The organism is Pseudoalteromonas spongiae UST010723-006, assembly GCF_000238255.3.
Taxonomy (GTDB): Bacteria; Pseudomonadota; Gammaproteobacteria; order Enterobacterales; family Alteromonadaceae; genus Pseudoalteromonas; species Pseudoalteromonas spongiae.
This window is the reverse complement of record NZ_CP011040.1, coordinates 1,466,449-1,487,015: the sequence shown is the minus strand read 5'-3', so window position 1 is coordinate 1,487,015 and position 20,567 is coordinate 1,466,449. Positions and strand designations below refer to the sequence as shown.

Sequence of the window (20,567 nt, the reverse complement as noted above, 5' to 3'; positions counted from 1 at the left end):
TATATACTCAGATATTACAAATTGAACTCAAATCATTTACTTAAACTCCCACGTTAAAGATTTTTTTCAAACCAAACCCATCAAATTTTTTAAAAAATAATCCTAAATAAAAAGGCTATTTGAAAGAGCTGATTTATTAAGCTGTGAAAGTTTTAACTTATTGTTTTATTTGGTTTTAAACTCATAAAAGGCATGTGTTAGCAGCTAGGTTAAAAGAGTGCTCGCTTAGGTTTATAAAGTAAAAACTCTATTTTCACCTATTAAGGGGCTTGAAAAAAAACACCTGTTCAGCTTACACTTGTGCGCTAATTGAGCGTACATGTGTAAGCCTAAACTATGAATGTTTTGTTAAACCCACTTTCTAACTGGTTCAGTAAACAGTTTTTCCATCACACATCGATGGCGGGATATATTGAGCCTGTAATTCAATTATTTAAGCCAAGTTGGCGCGATGGTTATTATCGAGCCAAGGTGGTTGTGGTTCAGGCTATTGCTAATCGAACACTTGCGATTGAGTTAAAAACAGAGTCCCGTTGGCCAACGCATAAAGCGGGGCAGCATATTGAACTAACGTTAGAGATTAACGGCCGATTAGTTACGCGTGTATTTACTATTGCTTCAAGCCCGAATCAGGCAATGCACGAAGGGGTGATCCGTTTAGTGGTTAAGCAGCAAGATGCGGGGGCATTTACCCCTTATTTAGCGCGCTTACAGGTTAATTCGTGGGTTAATATTTCAAAACCCAAGGGAGCGTTTTTATTACCGCAAAGCGGTGCGGTTACTTTTTTCGCTGCTGGCTCTGGCATTACGCCATTTATTGCGATGCTGCATCAAAACCTACACGAACAGGTGGATCCTATCCATTTGGTGTACTACGCAAAAGCAAATGAGCATCTAGTGGTGGCGGAACTTGAGAGCTTAAGCAATCGCTTAGCAAATTTTACCTTTACCTTACTTAGTCGAAGTAGTGACGGCGATGTTATTGAAAAGCTATCGGAGTTTCATAATTCAAAGTGGCTGGTGTGTGGTCCAAATGATTTTTATAAAACTATTCAAAATTATGCAGAAGCCCATCAGATATCAATTTCAAGTGAGCATTTTTCGTTAGTTAATTTGCATGTACACGGTGATGAAAAAGCGCATTTTCAGGTGGACCATGGCGGCATTAAATTTACAGCCGACAACCAACAGCCACTTTTAGCGCAGTTTCAAGCAAACAAAATTAATGTGCCTTATGGCTGTGGCATGGGTATTTGTCATCAATGCCAATGCGTAAAGAAAAAAGGCGTAGTGCGAGATATGCGCACCGGTAAATTATCAGATTACGGTGAAGAGTTAATTCAATTATGTGTATCGCAAGTGGTGTCAGATGTGGAGTTTAAAGCGTGAACACAGTAGCAGAACCAAATTATGATTTATTAGCCAAGCAGTTAAATGATATTCAAGCATCAACCATGGCTAAAGTGGGTGAGCAAGACGCAAATTACATTCGCCGTGTAATCGTTATGCAGCGGATTTTAGAATGGTCGGGGCGTATTTTATTGGTGCTTGGCTTTATTACGCCGTGGCTTTGGCTTGTTGGTGTGCTTGCGCTTGCAACGGCTAAAATACTCGACAATATGGAAATCGGCCACAATGTTATGCATGGCCAGTATGACTGGATGAACGACAAGCATATTAATTCTAAAGCGTACGAATGGGATATCGCCTGCGACGGTAAAAGCTGGAACCGCGTACATAACTTTGAGCATCACACCTATACCAATATTATCGGTAAAGATCGCGACTTTGGTTATGGTTTATTACGCTTATCAAACGATTTTCGCTGGCGAGTAAAAAACCTTTGGCAATTTATCACTTACCTAAATTTAAGTGTGTTATTTCAGTGGGGCGTGGCGTATCACGAGCTTGCCGCTGAGCGTGTGTTCTTTGGTAAGAAAAAAGAGAATCGCGATTACAAAGTGCCACACAGCGAACTAAAAACACGGTTTTTTAGTAAAGGTGCGCGTCAATTGATTAAAGACTATCTAATTTTCCCACTGTTAGCAGGGCCATTCTTTTTATGGGTATTAGTGGGTAATCTAATTGCCAATTTGCTACGTAACTTATGGACATCAACTATTATCTTTTGTGGTCATTTTACTGGCGATGTAAAAACATTCAGTGAAAAAGAATGCGAAAACGAGACAAAAGGGCAGTGGTATTACCGTCAAGCATTGGGCTCATCAAATATAAAAGGGAGTAAGTGGTTTCATGTTCTAACTGGGCACTTAAGCTTTCAAATAGAGCATCATTTATTTCCAGATATGCCTGCAAAACGTTACCGTGAAATTGCGCCTAAAGTGCAAAAGGTATTTCGTGAACACGGCATTCAATACAACACAGGTAGTTTTTTCAAACAATATGGCTCGGTAGTTAAACGTATTTTGCGCTATTCGTTGCCATAACTGGTTAAATCAGTTCCTTAACATAATGTGCCCGGTTATTGTCTGCCAACGATAGCGCGGGTGCATTATTTTCTAATCTAGTTACATAAGCTTAGGTTTCCTTTTTAGCACGTATTACTATTCACTACAGCTTGAGATAATAAATAGCGATGTTCAAACTTGCTTATACAAAACTGAAGGTTAAGTTCAACCTTCAGTCTGATTATAGTTGAATGCTTATTGCTCGCCGTAAATAGGGTAATCGGTGTACCCACGTTCATCACCACCAAACAAAGTGCTAGGATCTGAAATTTCGTTTAACGGTAGGTTGTTCTCTAAGCGATAAGGCAAATCGGGGTTTGCTAGAAATTTCCGACCAAACGCAACGTAATCAACCAAATTATCGCTTATGAGGTCGTTTGCTTTTTCGGGCGTGTAATTACCGGCGACAACAATTGCGCCAGAAAAATTTTTACGAAGTTGCTGACGAAATGTTTCGGTAACAGTCGGGGCATCATCCCAATCAGACTCAGCAAGGTGAATATAAGCAATGTCCAATTCGTCAAAATACTTTGCTAACAATAAAATAGCATCGATTGCTTCTGGGTCGTTCATGCCTCTTTGGGTTATAAATGGCGCTAACCTTATCGCTGTGCGCTCAGCACCTATTTCGTTGCTAATTGCTTTGATGATCTCTAATGCAAAACGAATACGGTTTTCTAAGCTGCCACCATATTCGTCATCACGTTTATTAGAGGTAGCGCGTAAAAACTGGTCAATTAAATAACCGTTTCCAGCATGCACTTCTACACCGTTAAATCCTGCTTCTATTGCATTTGCTGCCGCTTGGCGGTAGTCGGCTACAATGCCTTTAATTTCTTGCGTGGATAATGCGCGTGGAGTAGGGCAGTCAAGCATACGGCCAACGCCATCATCACCGACTATCCATACTTGTGCATCAGGTGCTAAGGCGCTAGGAGCAACGGGTAATCCATCTGAATGAAACACCGAATGTGACATGCGGCCTACATGCCATAGCTGAGAAAAAATAATGCCTCCGTTGTTATGTACTGCATGGGTTACTTTTTTCCAACCGTCGATCTGGGCTTGTGTGTAAATACCGGGCGTAAAAGAATACCCTTTGCCTTGTGCAGAAATTTGGGTGGCCTCCGATACGATAAAGCCTGCACTTGCTCGTTGTGCATAGTAAGTTGCCATTAAGTCTGTAGGAATGTCACCAGGTTGCGCGGTACGAGAACGCGTCATAGGTGCCATCACCACTTTATTATTGGTATTAAGGTTGCCAAGTTTACCGGTGTTAAATAATGCGTTTTTCATATTCTTAACCTTATTAGTGAATGTCATTGCTCGAAAATAGAATTTCGATTTTTAGGCCATCAGGACCTTTGATAAATACTTGATGTTCGTTTGCTTCAGGGATTTCTCGTTCAACAAATGGCATGTTTAACCTTGTTAAACGTTCTTTTATTCTGTGGTAGTCATTTGAGGTAAACGCTAAATGGTCTACCGTTGGCAAGCTCGGTATTGAACTATGCGTTTCGTGATGCCCTAAATAAAAAGATTGCACAGGGTTAATGTCATCTCTTTTTGCAATGTGGATACAAGGCACATTGAGTTCGTCATACAACCAAACACCTGCAAAACCAAATGGCGGACGTTGTCCTTTTTTCAAACCAAGTGTTCGTATTAAAAACTGAGACATTTCATCCAAATCCGATGCTAGCAATAGTGCGTGATTCAATTGCATATCAACCTCCTTAAAGCGATGTATTCAGTTTAACTATTTTGATTAAATTGATAATTGCTCGTAGAGTTAAATCACTATTCAGAATAATTGAAGAATTATGGCTAAAATTGATGATATGGCGTTGTTTGTTCACGTTGTAAAAGCGGGAGGATTGGCGGCAGCTGGACGAAAATTAGGGCTTTCACCCGCAAGCATGACAGCACGCATTAACCAACTTGAAATGCGTTACGGCACTAGATTATTGACGCGAAATACACGAAGTATCTCGTTAACTGATGTTGGTGAGCGTTTTTATGCTGGCTGTTTACGTGTAATTGAAGAGGTAGAAAATACGGAAAACATGCTTCAAGAATCGCAAGACACTTTGCGAGGAAATTTACGAATATCGGCAACATCTGATTTCGGCCGACAATATGTTGCCCCCGCCCTTGCAGAATTTAGCAGTATTCACCCAGATGTCTCACCTCATTTGATGTTAACTGACAGCTTAATTAACATCATCGATGAAGGGGTAGATATCGCGTTTAGATTTGGTAATTTACCAGACAGTAACCTTATTAGTAGGCAGTTAGCTAAAAATCGACGAGTGCTGTGTGCCTCGCCTGATTACATAAAAAATTATGGATTACCGCAACACCCTAAAGAGTTATTAAAGCATCGATGTCTGATTTTAGAGCGCTCAGGACAACCACTAAACGAGTGGTATTTTGAAATTAATAACAAACGGCAGCTAATAAAAGTAGCGCCGCATTTATCGTGCTCTGATGGTGAAGTAATTAGGCATTGGGCAGTTCAAGGTCATGGTATAGCATTTAAATCGTTGATCGACATAAGAGAAGATCTCTCTAAAAACAAACTTGTATTGCTATTAGATGAATACGTACGAGGGTTTAACCACAGCGATACTGAAGTAGTGGGCGTACAAGCCATTTATGCAAGCAGACAATATTTACCAATGCAGGTAAAAGTATTTTTAACTTATTTTGAACAGTGGTTGAATCATAAATCTATTAAAATATGAAATATCAAAGAGTTAGTTTTAGATGTTATGGCTTGACGACGTGGTGTGGTTTAAATTTTAAAATAAAAAAAGCGACTATCTGGGGATAATGATAGTCGCTTAGGCCTACTCGTTGGGTTTAAATCAGATTAATAAACTCTGTGGTTGCAAAGCTATTAGCAGTTTTGTTCTTCGCTGCCGATCTCTTCTTTCGCTTTTTCACACAGGTCTTCGGCTTTGTTTTGCGCGTCAGTGATGGCTTCATCAATACGCTCGCCTGCATCTTCTGCTGGGCCTTCAGAACAACCCGTTAGTGTAAATACTGCACCAAGTGCAATTACTTTTGTCATTGCCATTAATGTTTTCATGATATTTTTCCTTATAAAATTAATTGAGTATTAGCGGTTTTTGGCCCGCTTAAGCCCTGGGTGCCCTTACTCTGGGTAAAATCAGCGACAGTACCAACAGTGCGACAAATACAAAGAATAAAATTTTCGCGATACTCGCTGCGGCGCCTGCAATGCCACCAAATCCTAAAAGTGCGGCAACAATTGCTAAAACAATAAATGTAAGTGACCAACCAAGCATACATCCTCCTTAATTATCGGTTTCGGTTAACTATTAAGCGGTTACTTCTTGCAATGCTTTCATCTCGTCATGACACGCTTGCATGCTGTTTTGAATCAGTTTTAACGTACTGAAGTAAGGGGCTGGCAATGGCTCTTCAAGCGCAGCTTCAATTTTATCAAGCACGCGGTCTTCAACTTCTTCAAGTTGGGCAATGTAAGTATGCTCTTTGTCAGTACTTACTACCGACAACACCTTGGTATATGTTTCGCGCATTGATACAACTAAGTCGCTGTCCGTTTCGACTTCACCTTCATCAAGCACTACTAATGGTTGCAATTCAGCCGCGGCACGCTCTTTCTCAGAAATCATGCGGTCGAAGATGATTTCAAGACTTTGGCTAGAGACTTTTGTTTTAGCTTCTTTATAAAATTCGATACCGCCATTTAAAACTTTCACAAGCTCTTTTACCGGGGTTAAGTTGTAATTCGAGTTTGACATAAATGCTCCTTTTCAATTTTCTTAACGGTTCAAACTATTAATGCATGGCATGTGCCAAAAATTAAAGTATTAAAAATCAGTTGTTTAGGTTGTTTTGTTGAAAAGTGCCTGCGACACATTTACAGGCACTATGAAGTTTTTACTTATCTTGACTCTGTATATCTTGCAAAGAGTGGCCACCCTTTGCGTTAAAGTCCAAAGTACGGATTGGGAATGGAATAAGAATGTCGTTTTGTTCAAGTGTTTTATGAATAGTGGCAACCGCTTTGTGGCGCATTTCCATAAAGCCAATCTCGCCTGGGTAGTCTATCCAAAACCATACAAGCAGGTTTACTGAGCTGTCAGCAAACTCGCTGGCATATACTGCAGTTTCAGATTGTTTAATTACGCCATCAAGATCATTAATAGCATGGGTAAGTACGTCTCGTGCTTTATCTACATCGTCTGCGTAAGAAATCCCCACAGGTACTTCAATACGACGTTTACGTAGGCGCGAGTAATTTAATAGCTCGTTTTTAAACAGGATTTTGTTGGGCACTATGGCCATTTGACCATAAAAGTTCTCTATTAGAGTATTGCGCAGGTTAATACGCTCTACGGTGCCAAAGGTATCGCCCGCTTCTATAATATCGCCAACGCGAAATGGTTTACGAATACCCATTACAATGCCTGCAATTAGGTTTTCGGTCATATCTTGAAAAGCAAAGCCAATAGCAAGGCCAATAATACCCGCACCCGCAAGTAATGATGCTACTGCTTTTGACAGCCCCATAATGTCGAGTGCGAAAAAGAAACCAATAACAATAATCACCATGCGACAAATGCCTGTAATAAGGCCGGCAATTTGTGATGACTCAAAAATGCGGTTAAGTAACTTCTTTATCCAACCCGATATCCATTTAGATAAAACTAAAAACACAATGAAGATAACAAGCGCAATTACCATGTTGGGCAAATTCTTTATGGTTATTTCAAGCCAATGAGTGAGCTTTTCATTTATAAGAGACCAAAACTTCTCCAATGTAATCGACATAACTGCTCCTTTAATAAAGTAATGACGTTACCTTGGGGCACGCAGTTTATATGCCAGCGTAGCTAAATTGAGTAAGGCTAAGGTGTTGTGAGGCGTTTGTAATAATGGGGCGGTGTATTTGTGTAAAAGGTACATGGATATTTTTCACACTGGTTATGTAAATACTACATTGGCAAATTTCTATTTTTGTATAAGCTGTTGATATTTAATGCTAAAAATTCTGGTATGTGAAATGCATTAAGTAAATCGAACTCAGCAAAAAGGAAATTTATTATGAATCGTACATTTAATACACTTGCACTAGTTACTGTTTTATCTACAACTGCTCTTTCAGTAAATGCGAAAGACAACCAGTGGAAAAAAGAAGCAAGCGACGCTTGGATTGATGGTAAAGCTGAAGCAACCTTACTTTTCAATACACAGTTAAATTCGTTTGATATTAACACCGATGTAGATAAAGGTGTGGTAACGCTAACGGGTAAAGTAAATCACGATGTTGATAAAAAGCTGGCACAAGAGTTAGTGATTGGTATCGACGGCGTTAAAGAGGTTGAAAACCGTTTAACAGTGATACCAGATAGCAAAAACAAGTCAGAAAAAGACGACAGTCAAATTGAGTCTGACTTTGTAGACGCAAAAATTGCAACGGTAATCAAAACACGCTTATTGTTCGATACAGATATTAGCGGTACGAGCATTGACGTTGATGTTGAAGGCCAGAACGTTACCTTAACAGGTGAAGTTGAATCAGAAGCTGAAAAGCAATTAGCAATTACCATTGCTAAAAATGCAGACGACGTTGAAAACGTAGAAGATAACCTTCGCGTTGTAAAACAGTCTTAATCCTGTCCCAATTACTGCACTACAAAAAAGCACCGAAAGGTGCTTTTTTTATGCCTGTATTCAATTCATGTAATTTTTGTTTTAAACGCAATAATAAACTATATAACCATGTTGTACGTATACCAATTAAACTCCTATTAGGTACCTAGTTATGTTTTGTGCGGATTGCGAAAGAATCGATAACTACTTATTCCCTGAAACCACGTTTTGGTTATTTTTACCAACCTTTGAGAGCGTGAACAAAGCAATTGTGTTTTGTGGAAATGGTGATTACCCCGCAACTCAGGTTGACTCACATTGCATTCGGGTGAAAGTTACTAAGCGACAGGTTAATCGCTTTTTACTTGGTTTATTTGGCGAGTTTGAACCCAACGAACTAAATGCCTCAAAAATAACAACAACCGATGGAAGGGAGCCTAGTTTTGCTGATATTGGTCGTTTGGTGCCTGCAAGTGTGCTTATCAATCGATTAAACAGTGAATGGATAATTAACGCCATTGAAGGCGACAACTACGAAACGCATTTTCAACCAATTTTTGAATTAGACAAACACGGTGAAGTAACGCCATTTGCTTACGAGGGGCTATTTAGGATCCGTGATGAGTTTAATAACATTGTTCCGCCAGCTCACGCGTTCAAACTAGCGGAAGGCTCCGATTTATTGTTTTCACTTGATTTAGTCGCTCGTCGCTCGGCAGTTGGTCATTTCAAAAAATCAGGACTTAATGGCAAGCTGTTTATCAACTTTAATCCATCGAGTATTTACGATCCATCTTATTGCTTAAGGGCGACAGCCTCAGCCATTAACGTGCTGGGTATTCAACCACAAGATGTGGTATTTGAAATTACAGAAACAACATCAGCAACAGATGAATCGGTAATGCGTGGGATCTTAAATTTTTATCGTAATGCAGGTTTTGGTGTTGCACTTGATGATATTGGCTCGGGATGGTCGGGCTTAAATATGTTACACAAGTATCGCCCTGATTACGTGAAAATAGACATGGATTTAGTGCGTGGTTTACACGAAGATCCGTATAAACAAACAATTGTGAAGCATCTTATTCAGATAGCGCATGACAATGGCAGCAAAGTGATCGCAGAGGGCATAGAACATCAGCAAGAATTAGCGATACTGCGCGAATATAAGGCGGATTACTATCAAGGCTTTTTATTAGGTAAACCCATGCTGCAACAATCAAAACTAACTGTTGAAGCGCAAACACAAATAGATAATACGCTAAAAGGCATTAATTAACGTTAAGTCTGTATAACTGCGCATATAACTATCCAATGCCAGTAACCAACATCTAAGTTACTGGCGCCCATCTTCAATGTTTAAAGCGGTTAACATGTTTTGCCTAGCAGCTGTATTGAACTCTTTATTAATCTGTGTGGTCTACTAACTTCTTGTTTTATTTAACCTGAACTCGCGTTCAGGTATTTGTAAATTTACCTAGAGTACATTCTTCTTTAGGTATATCAGTTAGAGAATATATGGACGTAGTACTTAAAGAAATAACCAGTTCAAATTATGAGTTAGTGTGTGATTTAGATGTAACAGAAGATCAGCAAGATTACGTGGCATGTAATATGTGGTCGCTGGTTGAGTCGCATTACAATTCTGGCCATACCTGCAAAGCAATTTATTGTGATAACCAAGCTGTTGGCTTTTTTATGTGGGTGCAAGAATCACCAGAAAAAGTGTCGATTTGGCGTTTTATGATAGATCACAAATATCAAAATAAAGGCATTGGCAGAATCGCTTTAAATCAAGCGCTTGACGCGATTAAGTTAACACCGGGGTTGTGTGAGATTGAAATATGCTATAACCCTAAAAATCCTGTCGCGAAAGACTTTTACTCACGCTTTGGCTTTCAAGAAGTGGGCATGGATGAAGACAACGAAGATATGCTCGCGATAATATCGCTATAGTTTGCAATAATACTAAAAAGGGGCGGTTTTTAGTGAAAACTTACCCCATTTTAGTTGGCGTATCACCTAAAGCTAGCGTGTTAAATCACGTGTTTTAAGTCTGCTAACGACACAGGCTTTAAAATCACATGCTCAATTTGGTGTTTGGCAAGCGCCTCAGCGGGTGGTTCGCTACCGCTAACAATAACTAGGTTGGCACCACACTCTTTTGCCTTTATTTCACTTGCGAGGGTTAAACCCGAGCCATCAGCTAGGTTTAAATCGAGGCAAATCGTATCAAATGCGGTGTCGTTGTCTAACAAGGCACAGCATTCGCTAAAACCGCTTACACTGTGACTTTCACAGCCAAGTGAATCAAACAGCAAACACATTAAATCGCGGGTGTTTTTATCATCTTCTACCACTAAAATACGTTGTTTAGTTGCGTTTTCATCAGCAGAAGAAGCGGGTTTTTCCCTGATGCATGGTTTTGCTTGTAAATGCGCTTCAAGCGACTGGTAAAGCAATTCGGTATTTATTGGCTTGGTAATAATGCCATCAAAACCAAGGGCAAGCAGGGTATCGATATTGTCTTTTTGTGCAGCTGCGGTGAGGGCAATAATCGGTGTGTTAATACCTTGCTTTCTGAGCGTAACAATGGCCTCTCTGCCACCCATTTCGGGCATATGCAAATCCATAAAAATAAGATCAAACGCCTGCTCGCCTGAGCACACTAAGTTAACCGCATCGAGCCCGTTATTTACACAGGCTACTTTTGCGCCAGTGTTACTAATTAGGTTTTTTAATAGGGTTTGAATTTCGGGCAGATCTTCAACAATTAGTACATCGCCTTTAAGTGATAACGGGCAAAGCTGGCTTTCATCACTTTTGCTTGCTGCCAAACTCAGAGGCTGGCATTCACCAATGTCGGTGCCTAAGTCAATATCAAAACAAAAGGTGCTACCAACACCTACTTCGGATTCGAGCGTAATTTTTCCGCCAAACAATTCAACTAAAGCGGCACTAATTGCCAGCCCCAAACCTGCGCCTTCTGAGGTACGGGTAATGGTATCTTGTAATTGCTCAAACGGCTTAAATATTTGTTTTTGTTTTTCTTTTGCAATGCCAACACCGGTATCTTGTACTGCTACATTCAAACAATAGTTCTGATCTTGCTGCACCAGTTTGAACACCACTTCAACTTTGCCTTCGGGGGTAAACTTTATGGCGTTGTAAACAAGGTTAATTAAGATCTGCTTTAGCCTTTTGGCATCGGTCATAATTACTGTTGGCAGGTCGCCTTTTGCCACTATGCTAAGCGCAATGCCTTTTTTCTTTGTTTCCATTGAAAACAAACTTTGCAGATCGGCAATTAACGGGCCCAGCTCGGTGGGGGACTTTTCAATATTTAAACTGCTGGCATTAATTTTTGATAAATCGAGTACGTCGTTCAGCAGGTTAAGTAAATGCTGACTGTTGTTATGAATAATGTCTAATTCGGGCTTAATATTGCTAAGTTGGTGGTTGTCGCGCAGCAGCTCAGTGTAACCAATAATTGAGGTTAGCGGTGTGCGTAACTCATGGCTTAAATGCGCCATAAAACGGTCTTTTGCGCGGCTATCCGCCTCGGCTTTGTAGCGCTCTAAGCGCTCGTTTTCTAAGTCACGCCGTGATAGTGCATATAAAATTGCCCGATTAAAGCGTGGGCTGCTTATTTCAGATTTTAATAAAAAGTCATCTGCGCCGTGTGCAAGGGCTTCTTTATCAAGCCGCTCGTCAGATTGCCCAGTAAGCATAATAAACGTAGTACTAAGCTTAAGTGATTTAGCGGCCTCTAAAATAGATAAACCCGTATGAGCGCCCAAGTGATAGTCTAAAAAGCATAAATCAACCGGCTGCTGCTTTAATTCATCGAGCACACCTTGATAGTCACTTAACCATTTGATATCAAATTGGTAATTAGGAATTTGCTCAAGGTAATCGACCGTAAGCAAATAATCGTCTTCATCGTCTTCTACCAATAATACACTTACGCGCTCAACACTTGTCATATTAATTCCTATGGCAGTTCAACAATTTCAATCCAATACTTACCAAGCTGTTTCATCAGTTCAACTAAGCCTTCAAAAGTAACTGGTTTAGTAATGTACGATGCTGCGCCAAGATCATAACCACGCAATTTGTCTTCTTCTTGCTTTGAAGTAGTCAGAATAACCACGGGAATAGAGCGCAGTGCCGCATTTTCTTTAATCAGCTTTAGCGCTTCGCGGCCATCCATACGTGGCATATTTAAATCGAGCAAAATAATATTAGGGCGCGGGTATTTTTGTTTATCTTCAAACGGCGCTTGATTGTTTAAATACGCCAGCAGCTCAACACCGTCATTTACAAAATACAAATTGTTGATGACTCGGCTTTCTTCAAGCGCGTCTTGGGTTAGTAAACGATCATCTTCGTCGTCGTCGGCCATTAAAATATTAATTCGTTTTACTTCAGCTTCCAGCATTACTATTTTCCTCTAAATGAAATGATGATGCTGCAATCGGCAGGATCATGGTAAACGTTGTACCTTGGCCAACTTCGCTGTGTGCAGTAATTTGGCCGCCATGGCGCTCTACGATGCGTCTGCAAACCGACAAGCCAATGCCTGTGCCTTTGTAGGCGGTGCGACTGTGCAAACGCTGAAATGGGGTGAAAATTTTATCGCTGTAATCTTGTTCAAAGCCGATGCCGTTATCGCACACATCAATTTGTATCCATTCGCTGGCAATATCATCTAAATGTTGTGCTGGGGCGCTAGCCTCTGATACGGTTACATTGATTTCGGGCGCTTTATCGGCTTGGCGGAATTTAAGCGCATTTGATAACAAATTTAAAAATAACTGCTGTAGTTGGCTTTCGTCACCTTCAATTTTTGGCATGCTTGCCAACGTAATGGTGGCGTTTGATTCGTTAATGGCGATTTCAAGGTCGTCCAGCACGCCTTCAAGTACGGTGTTTAGGTCTACTTCAACAAAAGCTTTCCCTTTTGTCGTTACCCGCGATAACGCTAATAAGTCTGATATTAACAACGACATACGCGCAGCAGCATTATCCATACGCGATAAGTAATCTTTGCCTTTATCGTCAATTGCGTTGGCATAAAGCTCTGTAATACGCGCTGAAAATGCGCGAATTTTACGCAGCGGCTCTTGCAGATCGTGTGATGCAATAAACGCAAAATCTTCTAACTCGCGGTTACTGCGACCAAGCTCTTCGGCGTAAAGTTCCAGCGCTTGGGTACGTTCTTGTACTTTTTCTTCAAGTAATTCGTTACTTTTTTCAAGCTCTAATGCGTTTTGTTTAACATTGCGCAGGTGTTTAATAAGTAATATTAAAAACAAGCTACTCATCACAATACAAATAGTGGCAAACCAAATTAGGTTTGCTTCAGAAGTTTTACGTGCGTTACTTAAGCGGGTAAATAAGTGATTACGAATAATCGTTTCGTTTTCAATGATCTCTTGATAAATGGTGCGTAAGTCTAGGTCAGATATTTGCACATCTTTTAAAAGGCGCTTAGGCGATCGCTCAGAGTTTGTTTGTACGTGACGAATGCCTGCGCCCACTAAGGCAAACTTAGCTTCGGCGTAGCGCACAAAGTTGTCGATACGTTTTTGCTGAATATCGCTTTCAGAGCGAATTTCGCGGGCTTGCGTAATACTCTCAGAAAATTGATCTAACGCTTTTTTATAAGGCGCTAAATCGTCTTCTTGCAGCGTGATTAAATAAGCGCGCTGGCTTGATTCGGCGTTGAGTAAGTCGATATGCAAACGGTCAATAGCCAGCATCACCTTTGATGTGTTTTGAAAACTTTGCTGAATTTGCGCAATACTTTGGGTGTTTTGTAACCCAATAAACGTAATAGTGCTAATGCCCAATACAATAATGACAAATGCGCACCATGCAAAGCCGATACTGTGAATAGCACGATCGAAAAATGCTTTCATTATATTCACTTAGCGTTTTCAGCGATTTGTTGTAACAGCTCGCTGCAGGCTTTACTTGCGGCGATTATTTTATTCGCCGCATCGCTAATCTCGCTGTTTTTTGCTGCATCTTCACTTAAAATTTTAATGATTTCAGCATGCATTGAAATATGATTTAGTGGCTTTCGCGCATCGTGAACTAAGGTATTAAGTTGTTCATTGTTGTCAGTCATGTTTCCTCGCAAATCATGTTTTACAGTGATTCTTCGTAAGCGTTTAATCGGTTATAGAGCGTTTTAGTACTGATGCCAAGTAGCTTGGCAGCCAGTGTTTTATTACCTGAAACTGACTCAAGCGTTTTGTAAATAAGCTCTTTTTCTACCGCTTCAATGGTTTTTCCTACATCAACTTCTGGTGCATCGAAGGTAGTCGTTGGCGTACTTGGTGTAACCGCTTGCTGAGCAACTACTGGTTGACTGCTCGCTGGTGGCTGCGCAAAAGGCGATGGCTCTATTTGTTCAATATCGATTGTTTGGCTATTTGGATCAGCCATAATAAACGCGCGGTGAATACTGTGCTTTAACTCACGGATATTGCCTGGCCAATGATGGGCAAATAGCACCTGTTTACTGGTAGGTGAAAATTGATACTGGGTTTTATATTCGCGGTTTAGGTCATCTAAAAAATACTCGCTTAATAGCTCGATATCTTCTTTTCGTTCACGCAATGGCGGTATTTCAATTGGAAAAACCGCAAGGCGAAAATAAATATCTTCACGCAGTACTTTCTTTTCGGCAATCTCACTCATGGTGCGGTTAGTGGCCGACACCACACGGCAATTTACTGGAATTTGTTTGTTACCACCAACGCGTGTGACATGTTGGGTTTCTAATACACGCAGTAAATTAGGCTGCATATCAATTGGCATTTCGGTTACTTCGTCTAAAAACAAAGTACCGTTTTCAGCTTGTTCAAATACACCTTGCTTTTGTGCAACCGCGCCAGTAAATGCGCCTTTTTCATGACCAAATAATTCGCTGCCGATTAAATCTTTGGTGATGGCGCCGCAGTTAACCGATACTTGCTCGCCTTGGCATTTGCTGGCGTTATGAATAGCCTTTGCGACAACTTCTTTACCAACACCGCTTTCACCAATTAATAATACATTTGCGTTGGTTTTTGCCACGCGCTCTATCATGGTGATTAGGTGCTGCGCCGCTTTTGATTTACCAATTAAACAGCCAAAGTGGCGCTCTATTTTCGTTGTACTTTTACTAGTAACCGCAGGCTCTTTAAACAATACGCGCTTGACGTCGTCGGCTTGAATGGGTTTGGTTAAGTAGTCGATTTGGTCATCACAAAGCGAAGCGATGGCGGTTTTTACCGACGGATGCCCGGTAATTAAGGTGATGTTGACGTTAATACCTTGCGCGCGAATAAAATCGATTAGGTGAATTCCGCTGCCATCGGGCAACATAAAATCTAAAAAAACATGGTCAAAGCGCGTATTTGCAAGCCACTCTTTGGCCTCCGCAATGCTTTCAGCGGTGTACACTTCGCAGCCGATATATTCAAAAATACGCGCGCCTAATTCGTTAAATTCAGAGTCGTCATCGACTAATAACACTGTTTTCATAATGTCCTCAATGTACTGCACTACAAAGTAAACAAATTACTTTGTCATAATCCATAATGATTTTTCTTTTATTTCAATGGTTAGTGTTTCGCACGTTTTTATTTCGCCATCAATACTATACCTTACTGTGTCGCCGTGTTGGTGTAAACAAACACGCTTACAAAGCGCATGATTTACGTTGTTTTCGCTGTGTTTTTTCTTACCTTCTAGGCCATTAAACACAAGTTGCGCAAGGCTAAACGCTGCGCTGCTGTTTTCATCGTGTTCGATTAAGGTGATATCGAGCTGCCCATCTTGGTAGTTAGGCTCGCCACCGCCTTGTGCTAACACGGTAGAAAACGGCGCGGCATTGGCAATCACTAAACTGTTTACGTTCAACTCTTTGGGGTTTTGTTCATCAACTGCAATACACACTTTTTGTGATTTGCTTTCAGACACGGCATTAATAAAGCCGCTAATGTAAGCAAATTGACCACCTTGATTTTTCTCTTCGCGATTAGCAAAGCTGATCATTTGCTCTTCAAAGCCAAATGCAATTAGCAACAAAGCGGTGTGTTCATTACATTGAATGGTGTCAATTTGCTGTGTTTTACCTTTTACAATTGCTTCGCATGCAAGTGTTATGGGTTCTAACTTAGTTTGCACACCAAGCAATACGTGTGCGAGCGCATTAGCAGTACCCAGCGGAATAAAACCTAAATGGCAGTCGCTGTTAACAAGCGCATGGGCTACGGCTGTTACGGTGCCATCGCCACCACAGGCAATCACTTTATTATGATTACGTTTCAAACGCAGGGCGAGCGCACTTACATTGGTGTCTTTTTCGGTAAAGTGAAATTCAAGTAAAAAGCGCTGTGTTAAATAACCAATCACTTGGTTATCGTATTGATACCATTTACCGCTACCTGAAACTGGGTTTATCACCAGCGGTAGGGTTTCGGTTTTTGCGAGTAAATCAACGTGTGCAATGGCATTTAAGCGTTTTTTTTGCGAACGATTTAAACGCGCGGTTTGGCGTAATTCTTTTACTCTATCAAGCGCACCTTGAGTACTGAGCTTATGCTTATAAAGTAAATAAGCACATAATAAAAATACCGAACGACCACGGCCAAGCGCACAGTGGATCACCACTTTTTTGTTAAGCGTGTGCATCGCCTCAATCCAACGTAACGCATGGAGAATTTGCGCGCGAGTAGGTGACTGGTGATCAAGCACCGGTAAATTTAAGTAGTACAACCCTTCTTGCTCAGCCGACCAATTTAAGCCGTCAAATTCCGCAGTTACATCTAAAATCGCGTCAATTTTATTGGCTTTTAACATAGGAATATCGCTTGGGAATAAACGACACGCAATAAACATTTGGTCTTCAACTTGTTGTAACGCAGGAACGGAGTCTTTGTAGCGCTGCCATGCGTTGTAAAGCTGCGCGCACAGTAAATAAGGTAACAATACCAGTTTAATAATTACTGGAATTTGCCCTGTTGCGCGTTTGCGAAAGAAATTTGGTTTTTCAAATAGGTAAGCGCTAAATACGATTAACACCGAAAGCAGAATCCAGCTACTGGCAAAAATAAATAACGGGTGTTTAGACACATAAACAAGACCGGATGCCGCAACAACCAGCAATAAATAAATGAAAGTTACATTCATACTATCAACACCTCAAAACTAAATAACATAAGGTTACAAGAATCGTACCTAAGGCTTTTTGTATGTATTTCAATATGATAGTGGTTTTTAGGGCATGTAATAACTACCCGTTTGAAAAAATTACAAAGGGTATAAAGCAAAGGTGTGTAAAAATTACATACCTGTATAAATATGCTAGCCTAGCACTTTCTTAAGGAGATATTATGCGTTTTTCCCGCTATTTTAATGTAAGTATTTTAGCACTTATGTTGATCATCGTTGGTTGCGGTGAGAGTTATCAAGCGTTACGTGATCGCGAAGCAAAGGAGCAGCAAAGCTGGCCTAAATGGCCTGAGTTTGAAGCCGCTGTGCCAAAACCCGATTGGTGGCATTCAGTACCAATCAAGTACATTGATCCTATGAATTTTACATCGGAAGAGATGACAGCCTATTACGAGAAAAATACGGGCGATGATAAATATAAACGTGATTTTAAAGTAATTTATGCGCGAATGCTTAAGCATCAAAATAATGCCCAAGAGATTGCAGGCTTTTTAGGTCGTGGCACGGTAAGCGAGTTTAAACCATTTTACGAATTCTATATCACACACTTTTTAGATGAGACATGGCAAAGCGAGTATTGCGAGCAATGTAACGACGCTAACTCTGCCATTAATATTGGAACCCAATGGCTTTATTATTTAACAGAGGGCGGCGAGTATGAGCGGGCGCAAAAAATTATCGATCAGTTGTTAGAGTCGAAATACCCTCGGGCGATCCCGATGCAGCGATTCTATTTAATTCGCTCTTACCGACGCTTACTAGCCAAAACGGTTACCGAAAAAGAAATATACAACCAATTAGAACCGTACATTGTCGAAAATTATAAATTGGCTGAACAAAAGCAAGACTACAAATTAATGCAGCGATGGTTAGATTTATAACGTGGTTTGTTGCAGTACAAATTGAGCGACAAGGATTTATCAGTTGCTAGTTAGCAAGCCTTTAAACGCACGCATTAAAAAAGCCCGAATAACTCGGGCTTTTTAGATTTTAGTGCGCTTTACTTACCCGCTAATTTTGCACGAGCGCTGTGCAGCTTTTTGTAGCTTTCGATTAAGCGCAGGTGCTTATCAAGGCCTTCTAGCTGCGAGTTAGTTGGTGTTAAACCATAAAAACGCACATCGCCATTAATAGAGCCAATAATCGCGTTCATTACTTCCTCGCCAAACATACGAGTAAAGTTATGGTGGTAGTCTTCAAACTCAAGCTCGTCATCAAGTGCTACTTGCAGGGTTGCATGTAGCGCTTGGTAGAATAGGCCGCGTTCAACGGTGTTATCGTTGTACTGTAAGAAGCTTTCAACGAGGTTGTTTACTTCTTCTAAATCGCCTAATGCTAAGTAAATTAACAGCTTAAGCTCTAGAATAGTAAGCTGACCCCACACTGTGTTTTCATCAAACTCAATACCAATTAGGGTAATAATATCAATGTAGTTATCAAGTTCGCTCTCTTCTAAACGATTAACTAAATCAGCTAGCTCGTCGTCAGACAGTGAATGCAGGTTTAAAATATCGTCGCGGTATAAAAGTGCTTTATTGGTGTTATCCCAAATTAAGTCTTCTGCTGGGTAAACCTCAGAATAATCTGGTACCAAAATACGGCATGCTGTGCCAAGGCCAGTAAATTCAGCAACATATGCTTCTTTACCGATGTCTTCTAAAATACCGAATAGGGCATCGCACTCTTCTTGGTTAGTGCCAGAGAAATCCCATTCCACAAATTCATAATCGTGCTTAGCACTAAAGAAACGCCAAGAAATGGTGCCTGTTGAATCAATAAAGTGCTCAACAAAGTTTTCTGGCTCTTGTACTGCCATAGAGTTAAAGGTTGGCTTAGGTACATCGTTTAAGCCCTCAAAACTACGGCCTTGTAATAGCTCAGTAAGGCTTCGCTCAAGCGCCACTTCAAAGCTTGGGTGCGCACCAAAAGAGGCAAACACGCCGCCCGTTTTCGGGTTCATTAAGGTAACACACATTACAGGGAACTGGCCGCCAAGTGAGGCATCTTTAATGACTACTGGGAAGCCTTGCTCTTCTAGCCCTTTAATACCCGCAACTATGCTTGGGTATTTGTTCAGTACGTCTTCTGGTACATCTGGCAATACAATTTCTTGCTCGATGATTTGGCGTTTTACCGCGCGCTCAAAAATTTCCGATAAACACTGTACTTTGGCCTCTGCAAGGTTGTTACCTGCGCTCATACCATTACTTAAAAATAAGTTTTCAATCAGGTTTGACGGGAAATAAACAGTTTTACCATCTGAATAACGGGTGTAGGGAATAGAACAAATACCGCGCTCAACGTTACCTGAGTTAGTGTCGATTAGGTTAGAACCACGTAATTCTTGCTCTGGGTCGTAAATATCCAGCGTATAGTCGTCTAAAATCTCGCTTGGTAGCTCGTCTTCTGGGCCTGGTTTAAACCATTTTTCATTTGGGTAATGAACAAAATCGCTATTGGCAATTTCTTCACCAAAGAACTGATCGTTATAGAAAAAGTTACAGTTTAAACGCTCAATAAATTCGCCAAGTGCCGAGCACAGCGCGCTTTCTTTGCTTGCGCCTTTACCATTGGTAAAACACATCGGTGATGCTGCATCGCGAATATGAAGCGACCATACGTTTGGTACAATGTTACGCCACGATGAGATTTCAATTTTCATGCCCAAGTCTTCTAAAATCTTGGTCATGTTTTGAATGGTTTGCTCAAGCGGTAAGTCTTTACCTAAAATCATGGTATTGGCGTCGCCCTCAGGCTGACCCATTAACATGGCTTGCGCGTCTTCATCGAGGTTTTCAACTGCTTCTACAACAAACTCAGGGCCTGTTTGAATTACCTTTTTAACGGTACAACGGTCGATAGAGCGCAAAATACCTTCACGGTCTTTGTCAGAAATGCTCTCTGGCAGCTCTACCTGAATTTTAAATATTTGGTTGTAACGGTTTTCTGGGTCAACAATGTTGTTTTGCGACAGACGAATATCGTTAGTTGGAATATCGCGCGCGTTACAGTACACCTTTACAAAATACGCCGCACACAGCGCAGATGAAGCAAGAAAATAATCGAATGGACCAGGTGCGCTACCATCGCCTTTATAGCGAATAGGCTGATCGGCAATAACGTTAAAGTCGTCAAACAGCGCTTCTAAGCGCAAGTTATCAAGATAATTTACTTTGATTTCCATGAATTAGGTTCCAAGTGTGTTGCCGCGAATAGGTG

At 40.8% G+C, this 20,567-nt stretch carries 20 protein-coding genes; 7 read left to right on the top strand and 13 right to left on the bottom strand.

Features of this window, described 5'->3' with window-relative positions:
* Positions 1-336 precede the first annotated feature (336 nt).
* Entirely contained in the window at positions 337-1,389 is a 1,053-nt protein-coding gene (locus PSPO_RS20910; protein ID WP_010558570.1) for a flavin reductase family protein, read from the top strand.
* A gap of 65 nt (positions 1,390-1,454) precedes the next feature.
* Positions 1,455-2,447 (top strand): fatty acid desaturase family protein, encoded by a 993-nt coding sequence (locus PSPO_RS20905; RefSeq protein WP_051320912.1) that lies wholly within the window; start codon positions 1,455-1,457, stop codon positions 2,445-2,447.
* A 216-nt stretch (positions 2,448-2,663) separates the two neighbouring features.
* Here PSPO_RS20905 and PSPO_RS20900 read toward each other — a convergent pair whose 3' ends face one another.
* On the bottom strand, positions 2,664-3,764 hold the full coding sequence (locus PSPO_RS20900) for an alkene reductase (protein WP_010558572.1): 1,101 nt from the start codon (positions 3,762-3,764) through the stop codon (positions 2,664-2,666).
* 13 nt (positions 3,765-3,777) lie between these two features.
* Positions 3,778-4,194: a VOC family protein gene (locus PSPO_RS20895; protein WP_010558573.1), complete on the bottom strand. Its 417-nt coding sequence runs from the start codon at positions 4,192-4,194 to the stop codon at positions 3,778-3,780.
* A 97-nt stretch (positions 4,195-4,291) separates the two neighbouring features.
* On the opposite strand from PSPO_RS20895, the gene PSPO_RS20890 reads away from it, so the two are divergent.
* Positions 4,292-5,215, top strand: coding sequence for a LysR family transcriptional regulator (locus tag PSPO_RS20890; protein ID WP_010558574.1), 924 nt, complete (start codon positions 4,292-4,294; stop codon positions 5,213-5,215).
* A gap of 155 nt (positions 5,216-5,370) precedes the next feature.
* On the opposite strand, the gene PSPO_RS20885 is transcribed toward PSPO_RS20890, so the two are convergent.
* The 4 genes from PSPO_RS20885 to PSPO_RS20870 form a co-directional block, all read right to left on the bottom strand.
* Positions 5,371-5,562: a hypothetical protein gene (locus PSPO_RS20885; protein WP_010558575.1), complete on the bottom strand. Its 192-nt coding sequence runs from the start codon at positions 5,560-5,562 to the stop codon at positions 5,371-5,373.
* Positions 5,563-5,611: 49 nt separating this feature from the next.
* Positions 5,612-5,782: a DUF1328 domain-containing protein gene (locus PSPO_RS20880; protein WP_010558576.1), complete on the bottom strand. Its 171-nt coding sequence runs from the start codon at positions 5,780-5,782 to the stop codon at positions 5,612-5,614.
* 33 nt (positions 5,783-5,815) lie between these two features.
* Positions 5,816-6,262, bottom strand: a complete 447-nt coding sequence (locus tag PSPO_RS20875) for a ferritin-like domain-containing protein (RefSeq protein ID WP_010558577.1) — start codon at positions 6,260-6,262, stop codon at positions 5,816-5,818.
* 139 nt (positions 6,263-6,401) lie between these two features.
* The gene (locus PSPO_RS20870; RefSeq protein ID WP_193437085.1) at positions 6,402-7,295 is read right to left on the bottom strand and encodes a mechanosensitive ion channel family protein; all 894 of its coding nucleotides are present in this window, start codon (positions 7,293-7,295) and stop codon (positions 6,402-6,404) included.
* A gap of 273 nt (positions 7,296-7,568) precedes the next feature.
* On the opposite strand from PSPO_RS20870, the gene PSPO_RS20865 reads away from it, so the two are divergent.
* The 3 genes from PSPO_RS20865 (at position 7,569) to PSPO_RS20855 (ending at position 10,073) form a co-directional block, all read left to right on the top strand.
* Entirely contained in the window at positions 7,569-8,138 is a 570-nt protein-coding gene (locus PSPO_RS20865) for a BON domain-containing protein (protein ID WP_010558579.1), read from the top strand.
* A gap of 151 nt (positions 8,139-8,289) precedes the next feature.
* Positions 8,290-9,396: an EAL domain-containing protein gene (locus PSPO_RS20860; RefSeq protein ID WP_010558580.1), complete on the top strand. Its 1,107-nt coding sequence runs from the start codon at positions 8,290-8,292 to the stop codon at positions 9,394-9,396.
* A gap of 239 nt (positions 9,397-9,635) precedes the next feature.
* Positions 9,636-10,073 (top strand): GNAT family N-acetyltransferase, encoded by a 438-nt coding sequence (locus PSPO_RS20855; RefSeq protein WP_010558581.1) that lies wholly within the window; start codon positions 9,636-9,638, stop codon positions 10,071-10,073.
* A gap of 80 nt (positions 10,074-10,153) precedes the next feature.
* Here PSPO_RS20855 and PSPO_RS20850 read toward each other — a convergent pair whose 3' ends face one another.
* The 6 genes from PSPO_RS20850 to PSPO_RS20825 are packed head-to-tail and all read right to left on the bottom strand — an operon-like array spanning position 10,154 to position 17,306.
* Entirely contained in the window at positions 10,154-12,103 is a 1,950-nt protein-coding gene (locus tag PSPO_RS20850; protein ID WP_010558582.1) for a response regulator, read from the bottom strand.
* 8 nt (positions 12,104-12,111) lie between these two features.
* A complete protein-coding gene (locus tag PSPO_RS20845) occupies positions 12,112-12,558 on the bottom strand; it encodes a response regulator (RefSeq protein WP_010558583.1) in 447 nt (148 codons plus the stop codon).
* Positions 12,545-14,041 (bottom strand): sensor histidine kinase, encoded by a 1,497-nt coding sequence (locus PSPO_RS20840; RefSeq protein ID WP_010558584.1) that lies wholly within the window; start codon positions 14,039-14,041, stop codon positions 12,545-12,547. Before PSPO_RS20840 ends, PSPO_RS20845 begins: the two co-directional genes overlap by 14 nt.
* 5 nt (positions 14,042-14,046) lie before the next feature.
* Positions 14,047-14,253: a hypothetical protein gene (locus PSPO_RS20835; protein WP_010558585.1), complete on the bottom strand. Its 207-nt coding sequence runs from the start codon at positions 14,251-14,253 to the stop codon at positions 14,047-14,049.
* Positions 14,254-14,273: 20 nt separating this feature from the next.
* Positions 14,274-15,656, bottom strand: a complete 1,383-nt coding sequence (locus tag PSPO_RS20830; RefSeq protein WP_010558586.1) for a sigma-54-dependent transcriptional regulator — start codon at positions 15,654-15,656, stop codon at positions 14,274-14,276.
* A gap of 36 nt (positions 15,657-15,692) precedes the next feature.
* Positions 15,693-17,306 carry a diacylglycerol kinase family protein gene (locus PSPO_RS20825; protein WP_010558587.1) on the bottom strand — a complete coding sequence of 538 codons (1,614 nt, stop codon included), beginning with the start codon at positions 17,304-17,306 and terminating at the stop codon, positions 15,693-15,695.
* A 203-nt stretch (positions 17,307-17,509) separates the two neighbouring features.
* On the opposite strand from PSPO_RS20825, the gene PSPO_RS20820 reads away from it, so the two are divergent.
* Entirely contained in the window at positions 17,510-18,229 is a 720-nt protein-coding gene (locus PSPO_RS20820) for a hypothetical protein (protein ID WP_010558588.1), read from the top strand.
* 119 nt (positions 18,230-18,348) lie between these two features.
* On the opposite strand, the gene PSPO_RS20815 is transcribed toward PSPO_RS20820, so the two are convergent.
* Positions 18,349-20,532 (bottom strand): OsmC domain/YcaO domain-containing protein, encoded by a 2,184-nt coding sequence (locus PSPO_RS20815; RefSeq protein ID WP_010558589.1) that lies wholly within the window; start codon positions 20,530-20,532, stop codon positions 18,349-18,351.
* Between the last annotated feature and the right edge of the window lie 35 nt (positions 20,533-20,567).